Consider the following 12,145-nt stretch of genomic DNA (forward strand, 5'->3'; position numbering starts at 1 on the left):
AATCCAAACTCCAAACTCCAAATTCCTAACTCCTAACTCCTAACTCCTAACTCCTAACTCCTAACTCCTAACTCCCTACTCCCTACTCCCTACTCCCTACTCCCTACTCCCTACTCTTACCAAACTTTCCAAGGAGCTTGACTGTTCTTCCATAGCCCCTCTAGATAGTTTTTATCGCGTAAAGTATCCATTGGTTGCCAAAAACCATCATGTTTAAAAGCAGAGAGCTGTTCCATATCAGCTAGCTTTTCTAATGGCTCTTGCTCCCATACCGTAGAGTCATCAGCAATCAAATTGATTACTTCTGGTTCTAACACAAAATAACCGCCATTAATCCAAGCTCCATCACCTTCCGGTTTTTCCCGAAAGCTGGTGATTTTAGTTTGCTCATATCCTAAAGAAATGGCTCCAAAACGTCCGGCTGGTTGAACGGCTGTGAGTGTTCCTAATGTATTTTGTGCTTTATGAAAGTTAACTAGCTCGGTGATATTAATATCACTTACACCATCACCATAGGTGAAGCAAAAAGTCTCATTGCCAAGATGTTCACTGATTCGCTTTAAACGTCCGCCTGTCATTGTATTATCACCCGTATTTACTAAGGTGACACGCCAGGGTTCAGCATAACCAGAATGCACGTTCATCTGGTTAAATCGCATATCAAAGGTAACATCTGACATGTGTAAGAAGTAGTTAGCAAAATACTCCTTAATTACGTAACCTTTGTAACCGCAACAAATGATGAAGTCATTAATGCCGTGGGCAGAGTAAGTTTTCATTATGTGCCAGAGAATTGGCTTACCACCAATTTCAACCATCGGCTTGGGTCTGATACTGGTTTCTTCACTGAGGCGTGTACCAAGACCTCCAGCCAAAATCACCGCTTTCATGCAATTACCTCGGAGATTTGTAGGGATATGATTATTTGACCACGCCAATTTTAGATTTTGAATTTTGGATTTTTGATTAAAAGAGTTTTTGGTATATGTCCTGCTCTGAAAATAGGCGGAACAAATATACTCATACGCTCATGACATTCGATGACTAATCCCAAATCTAAAATCTAAAATCCAAAATTGGCTGACTTTCTCGATATGAAGAGGATGCACTTATAGAGGGAAAAAATGATTTCTTATTTATTCTTCCCGTCAATAATCTAACTGTAATTTTCGGCAAAATTATAAAGGAAATATAAATTAAAATATTTTCTATATAAAAGCTCTATGAATATCTAGAAACATGAAAATAAATTACTCAATTAAATAAAAATGTCACACATAAAACAACTAGGATTAGCTGGTGCTAATCCTAGTTAGGCTTGATTTCTGAAATCAAAACCACTAACAAGCAAGTAACAAAACTTACTTGTTTTTAATTAGTTGTTTCCATATTACTTGAACTCTGGAATAAAGGGTCACATTTGTTTTCTACGACTACACACATGTTACTGAGTGCTTGCTGATAATTATCCATATCATCTTGCTCAAGAAAGAGCTTGGCAGATGCCTGGATATCTTCGATAGCTTTCGTCTGGTTTTTGTTCGATTCACTACCACCATATTGTGCCAGTTCATAGCGAACCATACCTCTTTTAAGATACACTTTTGCTAGTTTGGGGCTAATAGTTAATGCTTGGTTAAAGTCAGCGATCGCTTGATTATATTCTTGCTCATAATTGCTACTATATTGAGCAATTTGATAATAGACAACACCCCGTTGAAAGTAAGCTTCTGCTTGGGATGCATTAAGTTTTATTGCCTCGGTAAAATCTGCGATCGCTCTTTTGTAAGCTTGTTGAGATTCACCGCTATATTTAGCCATTTGGGTGCGGACAATCCCCCGCCTGATGTGAGCTTCAATTTCCTTATTATCCAGTCCAATGGCGCGATTATAGTCAGCGATCGCTAGGTTATACTCTGTATCAGGATCATTGCTATATTCGGCGAGCATATAGCGGGCATTACCCCGATTTACAAGAGCTTTGATTTGATTAGGCTGAATTTTGAGAGCTTGGCTATAATCTCCAACCGCCCCTTCGTAGTCTTTCAAGTTATAGCGGGCATTGCCACGATTAACAAGAACTATGGCATGGGTAGGTTCTTGTTCAATTGCTTCGGTAAAGTTGACAATTGCTTTTTCATAATCTCGCTCTTTGTAAGCAGCATCACCCTGCTGATAGTAATCAGCGAAGCTGAGTTTATTATTATTTATCTGGCGAGCCTGCAATGTTTGTTGAGTGTAAGCATTTTGGGAAACTAACGGCTGAGTAAATTTAATCATTACGTCCGCATATCCCAATAAACCAAAACCTAGCAAGCAACAAATAATTGGGTACAACTTTGACTTCTTGGAAAATTTATAAGATGAACGACTTGGGGTAATTACTGGCTGCCAATAATTAGCTAATTGCGGTGACATCCCTCGCTGTGGAAAATGCGGTGTCTGAGTGTGGCGCTTTCTCGGTTTGATTCGCGGCTGTAGATGTTCTCTAGCTTCTATAGCCCGATGTGATGGAAAGGGGTCGCGTCCGCCTAATCGCACGGTACGTTCACACCAGGGACAGCTACGCATGTGGTTGTTGTAGCGATGCTGGGGATTTGTCGTGCAGGTAATCAGGGAATCTTCGGCTTCAGCTATTGCTGAGAGCCAAGCTTGGGCACTGGGGCGCAGCAGTGGGTTGTTGTGACCCTCTTCAAAACAACGGACAAATAGTTCTTGTAAGCTGGGATGGAGAATTTCCCAAGGGGGTGCGATGGGTGTCGGTAGGTAGGGTACGTACCGCTTTTGGCTGTAAGTGAAATGACCCGATGCAATGCGTGCTTCGTAGGGTGGTGGCTCAATAGCGCCTTGAAAAATCCCCGAAAATGGGTGGGTGCCTTCCATTAAAAGTTGAAATACCAGCACCGATAACCCAAATAAGTCGTGAGAGATTTCGCGATCGTGCTGGGCAAAAGTTTTATTCTGTAGTTCTGGTGGGGTAAACTCTGGTTTACCTACTGGGCAGCGATAAACAACATTATTGTTTGGGTCGAGTACTTGGAAAGAGTCTGTGTCTATCAAAGTCACCAGTGCTGTGTCACTGACGAGGATATTTGACTCGTTCACATCACCAATACAATATCCACTAGCGTGCAAAGCCGCAAAAGCTGCCGCTAGGTTTCGAGCCGTGCGGAGCAGGTACTGATAGTTGAATAGGGGGCAGTGTTGGCGACGGGTTCTGGGGTTGTAAAAGTCGATGATTGGACGCATCCCCTGAATCCGTGGCATTAAAAAGCCGAGAATGCTATTTTTGCCATCTGCCGCCCGTAATAAATCCTCTGGCCAAGCGATAGAGATATGCCCCAAACTAGCCGTAGGGTTTTCCGGCGGGTTGGCAAGCATCGCTTGGAGTTTATCAGCATGGGCAGTCGTTGGCTTGTGGTAAATCTTCGCCACCAAGTTGTTATCGGATGGCACTGTATAAACACAAGCTTCACCGCCACGCCCCAAACTGACACTGAGGCTGAGGATTTCTTTTCTAGGAGAACAACGTAGTACCTGCATAATGAAATTACCGCTAACGGGAGTTATTGTAAGATGTGAAACCTGTAGATTTATTGCTTATGAGTTGTTGAATGCAGCTATAATGAGTGTCAAATCATCGTCAGTGCGTTGTGTAATCCGCTCTGAGCGTAAAAATTTTACCAATTGCTCCTTGGCTTCGGTCTTATCCTGGGTATTGGCTACAAATTCAAACAGTGGAAAAAAGAAGGGTTTGTGAGGTTCGCCAACAACCATGTTTAAAGCCAGCATTTGGAGTCCGTCAGTAATTATACCAACATTGGCTATTTCTGTGCGCCATAATCTCATCTGCGCTTTATCTAAGGCAGTCGGCGAAGTCAAAAAAGTGGTTTCGTTGATATATTCGCCACTGTCAGGCATCGTCAGGGCCAGGAGGTTGCCCGTGCCATCTTTTGCCACTGCCAAACCATCACCTATCTGTGCCACAGCTACAAGTTCTGGTGTAGCCACCATCATAATTAAGGTAGTTGCTAAGTCTTGAGGCTGTTTGTCACAAGCAGCCGCCTCATCCTCCACAGCTTTTTTGGCCGTTAGCATGGCATCATTTAAAAGCGATCGCACCAATGCATCATCAGTCAAAATGCTTCGGGTGAGTCCTTTAGTGGAAATATTTTCTATTGCTGTCTCCACAGCAACCATAGCTCCCACTTTCCCAAGGCTAGCAGAACCTGCGCCATCTGCTGCGGCTGCCACTAAAATATTATCTGATAACATCTGCCAGTGATGAGCATCCTGACATAACTGCTTGTTTTTTAAGTGACTTGTACCACATACAGACGCAGCCACAATCCGCCATTGAGCAATCTGTTTTGATATGTTCATAGATTTTTTTCCAACAGCTAGCTGTGTAAACATCAAGCTGCGAGCTTTAATTAAACAGTCCCCCAACCAATCGGCGGTAGTGCTACCTGTTCGTCCATCTGCGAATGAGAAACAGCTGACATACTAGTTGACAGCCAGACAAACATCTCGATAAAATTTAATCCTTTGAGTTTCAGGGGGGTACGCACAGCTATTTGATTTAAACGCGTCATATTCGCATTTTCCACACCTACTGTAAAAAATGCTACCCGCTTACTTGCTTCATCTCCTTGTAGCCGTTGGGATGCTTGCTCTATCACATGCTCTAACTCGCCTTGTGGTTCTCCATCGGTAATCATGAATACCCAAGGACGATAGTAAGCAATCCCATTGGTACGATACTGAGATTTCCGCTCTTGAATTATGTCCAAAGCTTTATGGATTCCTGCACCCATCGTAGTCAAACCCTGTGCTGTCAAAATGGGCGGATTGAATTGATCGGCAGTCACAAAATCTTGTACTACATTGATATTACTATCAAAAGTTACGATCGCTACTTCCACCCGTCTTGCTGCTAAGGAATTTTTAACTAATTCATCCTTCAAACTTAGTAAACCCTGATTTAGAGCCTCAATCGGATCTCCTTGCATTGAGCCAGATGTGTCTAGTAAGAGAACGCAAGGACAACGTGGTTCTGGATTCTCAGCAAATTCTACGACTTCATCAAGTTTTAATGTATCATTTATAACTTTTTGTGTTATATCAAGGTTCAAAGCCTTCTTTCCCTTTTCTCAAAGTATATGGTTTTAATCACCGACGCGATTACAGATATGTCTCTAGTGGTAGATGCTCTAATCTTTATTAAACAAATTATTTTCACCAAGTTCTCTATACGTTTAAGAGGAACTTGAGCAAGGCTTAGTTTAGCAAAAGTAGTTTATCAAAACCCAGCATTACCTGTTGTAGTGGATCTACCAAAAATTTATATCCATTAAACTTACAGTACAATAAATACGTAAACTTTCCTAGATAAGTTTTTAAAGATTTTATGTTGGAGAATCGTTCCTTTATAGAAAACTTATTAACCATAATTAAGATTATTAGCTTTAAAAGTGTACGCATGTAAGTGTTGTAACTATACGAACTTTGAATCAAATTTGCTTAGTAAGTAATTGGGTATAAATAAAGGTAGTTATTAAGGTCTTCAGACAATAGGTGTCGGTAGTTAGTAAAACCCAGAAGCAATCAACATCTACTGCTAGTCTAGCCATGATAAGTATTTACCTTTATTCATACCCACTGGACTTGAGACAGATGTTCTGGAGTAGGAAGAGGTTGGAGAACTCAGTGTCCCCACCGACTAAGGATTAGGGGTGGTAGGGAGAGAAGTTTTTCATGTATCTTTGGTATACCGAGTTCATAATGGCTACTTGTTTTTTACTTGTAAGGAAAATGTATAAAAAGCAACAAATAAGTTATAAGACTTATAAATTTTAATATATATACATATTTTAAAAGAAATAGTTTGTGCGTAGAGAAATATTCCAAAGAAGAAAATACTTCATAACTGATATTTTCAATCTACAAATATTTACTTGCTATTCCGCCAAAAACTTGAGAAATATGAATAATTCCGGTACATTCGCCAAACTACGTCCTTTAAGTTTGTTAAGACAATTATCCAATTGCTCTGACAGTACTTGTTTACAAGCATTGAGTAACTCAGTTTCTTGGTCGATTTACTTAGAACAAGGCAAAATAACCTACGCTACCCATTCAGTAGAACCCTTTGATCGGTTAGAACGTCATTTGCGTCGCCTTAGTTACCAAATTCCACTACTTACTGGCGAGGTTCGTGTTCAAGTACGTCTAATGTTTGAACCTGACTCACATAGTCAGTTAATCGAAGATGACAGCAATTCGAGAAGCCAGCCTCCTGAGTACGAAGCTATATCCTGGCTAGTTAGTCAACAACATTTACATTCTACACAAGCAGCACTGCTGATTCAAGAATTAGTTAAAGAGGTGATTGAATCATTTTTGCTAATCAAAGAAGGTACTTATGAATTAACAGAACCACTGGATAGAACGCCAAAAATTTGTCTGCTAGATGTGGAAAAAGTTTTAACCCATTGCCAAGCACGATTACAAAATTGGCAAGCTTTGGTTCCCCAAGTTTCTTCTCCATATCAACGTCCATATCTGTTGATTGACAGCAAACTTGAGGAAAAAGATTTACCAAAACTCCAGCCAGATTTGACTAACTGGATGAAGGGTTTCAGCCTTTGTCATCTGGCTGCAATTTTGAATCAAGATGAAATCCAACTGGCTCGCAATTTATACCCTTACATCCTTAAAGGTGCGATTATCTTGCATGAACCTGATCCACCCTTTGATAAATTACCAAAGATATTTGAAGAGCGAGCGCTTTTCTCAAAATTGAGTACAGAGTTAGTTGATACTAAAGAACAAGTAAGTACCACCGTCAACCCTTACCCAGATATTTCTGAAGATAATATAGCTCCTGTTCAGCGATTACCAGAGATTTCTGCTCCTCCAAAAGACAATTTTCAGGAACCAACAATATTAGATAACATAAATCCTGCTTCCCAAAGAGTAACGGCTGCTACTGTAACGGCACAAAAAGTCCACAAAATCGTTTCTGTAGATGATAGCCCCACAATTCTCAAAGAAATTAGCCATTTCTTAGAAAATGAAAATTTTTCTGTAGTGACTATCAACGATCCAGTAAAAGCCGTTTTGTCAATTATCAGGCACAAACCGGACTTAATTTTGCTAGATTTAAACATGCTAGGAATTGATGGTTATGAGTTGTGTCGGATTATACGAAATAATCCAATGTTTAAGAAGACTCCGATCATTTTTGTTACTGGCAGTAAAGGAATTGTAGACAAAGTAAAAGCGAAATGGGTAGGAGCATCAGGATATCTCACAAAACCGTTTACTCGTGCTGAATTATTGAAAATAGTCTTCATGCATTTGACTTAAATAACTATAAAATAATTCGTAATGACGCTCGCGGACTCGCTACCGCTACGCTAACGTAATTCGTAATTAGAATAATTTGCACATGGCTACTAATGTAGAAATTGACGAAAACTTAATTAAGGAAGCTCTCGAACTTGGTGGTAATCTAACTAAGGATGCCGTTGTTGAAGAGGCATTACGAGAGTATGTACAACGTCGAAAGCAACTGAAAATTTTGGAGCTATTTGGCACGATTGAATACGATAATTATGACTACAAGCAACAGCGTCGGAGTCGATGAAAGTTATTGTTGATACTTCAGTCTGGTCGGGAGCATCTCACTTTCGTAAAAAGCTTTGTAAAACCTCACCCCAACCCTCTCCTTACTAAGGAGAGGGAGCAAGAATCTTTTTTCTCATCTGGTATATTTGCAAAACTGAGATGCTCCCAGTCTGGTCTTTAGCTAAGTTTACTTCTCAAGACAATATCTTTATTATCTGATTCCGAAATCACCAGAAAATAATGGCACATCATAAAGTTTAAATATCTGGTCTATAGAAATTAGCGTTAAACCTTCTACTAAAGCTTGAGAAATTAGCATTCTGTCAAACGGATCTTTATGATGTAGAGGTAAAGTATTTAAATTTAGAATATGGGTAGGGATAACTGACAAAAAAGAGATCCCATTTTTACTTTGGCTGTCGTAGATGTCTTCTAACGATTGACTAAGCGTGAGCTTCCCTAGCTGACTCTTAATTTGTATTTCCCACAAACTAACAACACTGACATATAGTTTTGTGTCCGTTTGTTGTAGCAAACTTAAAATATTTGGTGATAACTTCTCAGGCTCACTATCCCACCAAATAAAAATATGAGTATCTAATAAAACCTTCATAAACCCCAAAAAGAATCTGGTAAAGGCTCATCAAAATCATCACTCATTACCATAGAGCCACGATTTAAACCCGCTTTGGGAACTACAGGCTGTTCTTGGGGTTGAGACAAAGGCAAAACCCTTGCCCAAGGGACACCCTGCCGAGTTAGGGTCACTTCAACATGATTTTGGATATCTAACAATAAATCAGCTAAATTATCCGATAAGTCAGCAATATCGAAAGTTTTTGATGACATTTTTATTTATGCCCTACTCATTACCAGCATTATAATAAAAGTCATAAATCAATTGCTCACAGCAAAAAGTTGGGCTTGTTGAGAAGAGAGAAAAAACAAGCCCATGTTACGCTTCAAACTAAAAATTACGTCATACTGTTTGCTGGTTACTATATACTCAAGATAAAGTATTTAATTAGTCAAGTATTGGAGACTACCAATTTTAAGTAAGTCGGCGTTAAAAAATCAATTTATGTAACGAAGTCTAAACTTAGTAAAGAGCTTAGAAATGAATCGTTTCAGGGTTTTTACAAATAATTGCTGATAATCTAAATGACTTATTGGATGATTTCCTCTCCGATACTCAAAATTTCTACTTGAATATTTGCAACTCTTAGCACTACTATTCTTTGCGATCGATCGCTAGTAAACACCCTAAAATTAGAGCAAAAGACGATTCCTAAAAAAAGCACACTCCATGCGTATTTCTCTAAATTGGCTGCGCGAACTAGTAGAGATAAAACTTAGTCCAGAAGAATTAGCCGAAACCCTGACAATGGCGGGGTTTGAGGTTGAAGAGATTGAAGACCGCCGCACTTGGGCAAATGGCGTAGTTATCGGGAAAGTGCTTGAGCGTCAACCCCATCCCAACGCCGATAAATTGAGTGTTTGCCAAGTCGATATCGGTGCAGGTGAGATTTTAAATATTGTCTGTGGCGCTGCCAATGTGAAGGCAGATATCTATGTGCCAGTGGCAACTACGGGTACTTACTTACCCAACATTGATTTAAAAATTAAACCTGCAAAACTACGTGGTGTCGCATCTCAGGGGATGATTTGTTCTTTAAAAGAACTCGGTTTGCCCACCGATGTAGACGGAATTCATATTTTTACTCAGGAAAATCTATCATTGGGTAGTGATGTCCGTCCGTTGTTGGGTTTAGATGATGTAATTTTAGACTTAACTGCAACTGCTAATCGCGCTGATGCTCTGAGTATGGTAGGCGTAGCTAGAGAAGTCGCAGCTTTAACTGGTGGAAAGTTGAGCATTTCTGAACCTGGTGAAGTCTCTATTTCCAAAAATGCCGGAAATTTAGCTTTAAAAATTGCCGATACCCAAGCTTGTCCTGCATACATCGGTACGGTAATTGAACAGGTCAAAATTGCCCCGTCTCCCGAATGGTTGCAACAGCGTTTGCGGGCTGCTGGGGTACGTCCCATAAGTAATGTTGTGGATATTACTAACTACGTTTTGTTGGAATGGGGACAACCACTGCACGCCTTTGATTGCGATCGCCTAAAATCTCTTACAGATGACAAAAATTTAACCATCGGTGTCCGTTTCGCCACTGCTGGGGAATCCCTCAAAACCCTGGATGGACAGACTCGCACCCTATCAACCCAAAATTTGTTAATCACCGCTAACGACAAACCTGTTGCCCTGGCGGGAGTCATGGGAGGAGAGGAAACAGAAGTCCATGCAGGTACTCAAAGCTTAGTTTTAGAAGCAGCTTTATTTGATTCCGTAGCAATTCGCCGTTCTTCCCGGAGTGCAGGATTAAGAAGTGAGGCTTCTGGCAGATATGAACGGGGAGTTAACCGGGCTGAGTTGGAAATAGCCAATCGCCGCGCTTTGTCCTTAATTAGCGAATTGGCTAGTGGAATTCTTGTGCAGCAGGAAATTGACGACACCCGCCCAGATTCGTCTACCTGGAGTCGTTCCATTGCACTGCGCTTAGACCGAGTTAATCAGATATTGGGGCCCATCGATTTAGAAGACGACATGGGAGAACTGCAAGAACAAGACGTTGAGCGCGTCCTGACTGCATTGGGATGTAAGTTAACTCCATCAGCCGATGTCTCAGAACAAGATACCCCCCATCAGCGTACATGGTCAGTTTCCGTACCACCCTATCGTTACCGCGACTTAGAGCGAGAAATTGACTTAATTGAAGAAATTGCTCGTCTCTATGGCTACAATAAATTCTGCGATACTCTACCAGAAAAAGCGGAAGCTGGCTATCTGCCTTTAGATCAAGAACTGATTCGCAAATTACGAGCTTTCCTCCGGGCTGAAGGATTGACAGAATTAATCCACTACTCTTTAGTCAAACCAGGAGAAGACAGAGGGATAATCCTGTCAAACCCTTTATTTGCAGAATATTCAGCGCTGCGAACCGATTTGATATCTGGTTTAGTTGACGCTTTTCAATATAATTTAGAGCAGGGTAATGGTGCCCTCAACGGCTTTGAAATTGGGCAAATTTTCTGGCGAGAAGAAGACGGTTTGGAAGAAACAGAAGCCCTGGCTGGGATTATCGGAGGCGATCGCTCCCTTGGCAAATGGTCAAAAAGTGGACGCGAACAACCTATAACCTGGTTTGAAGCCAAAGGCATTTTAGAAAGTGTATTTCGGCAACTTGGCTTGGAAATCGAATTTCAACCCGATCGCCGAGACGATCGCTTACATCCAGGACGCACCGCTTCTTTGTGGATTCGGGGTAACAGACTGGGTATTTTTGGGCAACTCCATCCCCAACTGCGGCGGGAAAAAGGCTTACCAGATTCCGTTTATGTTTTCCAGTTGGATCTAGATGTGCTTTTAGATTCTCTAGAACAAGATGAAATTCTCACGCCGACATTCCAGCCCTATTCTACTTACCCAGCGAGCGATCGCGACATCGCCTTTTTTGCACCCGTAAAAGTCTCAGTTGCGGAACTTGAAAAAGCAATTACCCAGGCTGGCAAAGATTTGCTCGAATCAGTGGAATTGTTTGATGAATATCGTGGCGAAAATGTCCCCGAAGCACAACGGAGTCTAGCATTTCGCTTAATTTATCGGGCAAGCGATCGCACCCTCACCGAGGCAGAAGTCGAACCAGTACACAACAAAGTTCGTGAAGCCTTGGTAGAAAAATTCGGCGTAAATCTGAGAAGTTAGGAGTAAAAAAGGGAAAAGGTTACAGGTGACAGCAAAGAAAAACTATCCCTTGTAACCCTTACCCGATAAACTAAGTACAGAATTTCATAAGTTCATAGCGAATTAAAAGCAAAACTCAGCGCCCCTCTGCGCTTCCCTTTGCGTCCCTCTGCGTTTAAAAAAGCTACTAATTTTGCTGTACTAAGATTTTAAATTTTGGATTGATTAACCATGCCTAAATATGTACTCTGGGGAACTTACTGCGAAGACGTTCTCGAAAAACGCACCCCCCACCGTCAAGCTCATTTAGACGGATTAGCAAAACAGAAAGAATCTGGTGTACTAATTACCATTGGCCCCACCAAAGATGTCACAAAAGTTTTTGGGATTTACGAAGCCGAAGACGAAGCCACCGTGCGCCAGTTAATTGAAAATGACCCCTACTGGAAAAATGGCATCTGGACTGAATATTCTGTCAAAGAATGGATTCAGGCTTTTTAAATTGGCATGGGGAGAATAGGAAATGAGTCTTTGATACTCGCTAACGAGTCTTTGATACTCGCTAACGAGTCTTTGATATTCGTGAATGAGTCTTTGATACTCGTGAATGAGTCTTTGAACTCCGTTAACGAGTCTTTGAACTCCGTTAACGAGTCTTTGAACTCCGTTAACGAGTCTTTGATACTCGTGAATGAGTCTTTGAACTCCGTTAACGAGTCTTTGATACTCGTGAATGAGTCTTTGAACTCTAGTCCCCTGCTCCCC

At 41.0% G+C, this 12,145-nt stretch carries 11 protein-coding genes; 4 read left to right on the forward strand and 7 right to left on the reverse strand.

What is annotated here, in order from left to right:
* Window positions 1-116 precede the first annotated feature (116 nt).
* The 4 genes from rfbF to F8S12_RS24100 form a co-directional block, all read right to left on the reverse strand.
* Complete coding sequence (gene rfbF / locus F8S12_RS24085; protein ID WP_196518842.1) at window positions 117-890, reverse strand: glucose-1-phosphate cytidylyltransferase; 774 nt, start codon at window positions 888-890, stop codon at window positions 117-119.
* 481 nt (window positions 891-1,371) lie between these two features.
* Entirely contained in the window at window positions 1,372-3,543 is a 2,172-nt protein-coding gene (locus F8S12_RS24090; protein ID WP_196518843.1) for a tetratricopeptide repeat protein, read from the reverse strand.
* Window positions 3,544-3,600: 57 nt separating this feature from the next.
* Window positions 3,601-4,383 carry a PP2C family serine/threonine-protein phosphatase gene (locus F8S12_RS24095; RefSeq protein ID WP_196518844.1) on the reverse strand — a complete coding sequence of 261 codons (783 nt, stop codon included), beginning with the start codon at window positions 4,381-4,383 and terminating at the stop codon, window positions 3,601-3,603.
* A gap of 50 nt (window positions 4,384-4,433) precedes the next feature.
* Window positions 4,434-5,108, reverse strand: coding sequence for a vWA domain-containing protein (locus tag F8S12_RS24100; RefSeq protein WP_196518849.1), 675 nt, complete (start codon window positions 5,106-5,108; stop codon window positions 4,434-4,436).
* A gap of 877 nt (window positions 5,109-5,985) precedes the next feature.
* Between F8S12_RS24100 and F8S12_RS24105 the strand changes: the two genes are divergently transcribed.
* Window positions 5,986-7,371, forward strand: a complete 1,386-nt coding sequence (locus F8S12_RS24105; protein WP_196518845.1) for a response regulator — start codon at window positions 5,986-5,988, stop codon at window positions 7,369-7,371.
* Window positions 7,372-7,453: 82 nt separating this feature from the next.
* Window positions 7,454-7,651, forward strand: coding sequence for a type II toxin-antitoxin system VapB family antitoxin (locus F8S12_RS24110; protein WP_196518846.1), 198 nt, complete (start codon window positions 7,454-7,456; stop codon window positions 7,649-7,651).
* Between the two features lie 192 nt (window positions 7,652-7,843).
* Here F8S12_RS24110 and F8S12_RS24115 read toward each other — a convergent pair whose 3' ends face one another.
* Both F8S12_RS24115 and F8S12_RS24120 read right to left on the reverse strand, forming a co-directional pair.
* Window positions 7,844-8,245: a type II toxin-antitoxin system VapC family toxin gene (locus F8S12_RS24115; protein ID WP_196518847.1), complete on the reverse strand. Its 402-nt coding sequence runs from the start codon at window positions 8,243-8,245 to the stop codon at window positions 7,844-7,846.
* Window positions 8,242-8,481: a type II toxin-antitoxin system Phd/YefM family antitoxin gene (locus F8S12_RS24120; protein ID WP_230968231.1), complete on the reverse strand. Its 240-nt coding sequence runs from the start codon at window positions 8,479-8,481 to the stop codon at window positions 8,242-8,244. Before F8S12_RS24120 ends, F8S12_RS24115 begins: the two co-directional genes overlap by 4 nt.
* A 457-nt stretch (window positions 8,482-8,938) precedes the next feature.
* Between F8S12_RS24120 and pheT the strand changes: the two genes are divergently transcribed.
* A complete protein-coding gene (pheT, locus tag F8S12_RS24125) occupies window positions 8,939-11,401 on the forward strand; it encodes a phenylalanine--tRNA ligase subunit beta (RefSeq protein ID WP_196518848.1) in 2,463 nt (820 codons plus the stop codon).
* A gap of 210 nt (window positions 11,402-11,611) precedes the next feature.
* Window positions 11,612-11,881: a YciI family protein gene (locus F8S12_RS24130; RefSeq protein ID WP_163928443.1), complete on the forward strand. Its 270-nt coding sequence runs from the start codon at window positions 11,612-11,614 to the stop codon at window positions 11,879-11,881.
* Here F8S12_RS24130 and F8S12_RS24135 read toward each other — a convergent pair.
* On the reverse strand, window positions 11,804-12,115 hold the full coding sequence (locus F8S12_RS24135; RefSeq protein ID WP_442946828.1) for a hypothetical protein: 312 nt from the start codon (window positions 12,113-12,115) through the stop codon (window positions 11,804-11,806). The genes F8S12_RS24130 and F8S12_RS24135 overlap by 78 nt on opposite strands.
* Window positions 12,116-12,145 lie beyond the last annotated feature (30 nt).

Origin of the sequence: Nostoc sp. WHI (assembly GCF_015714725.1) — a bacterium.
Classification (GTDB): domain Bacteria; phylum Cyanobacteriota; class Cyanobacteriia; order Cyanobacteriales; family Nostocaceae; genus Nostoc.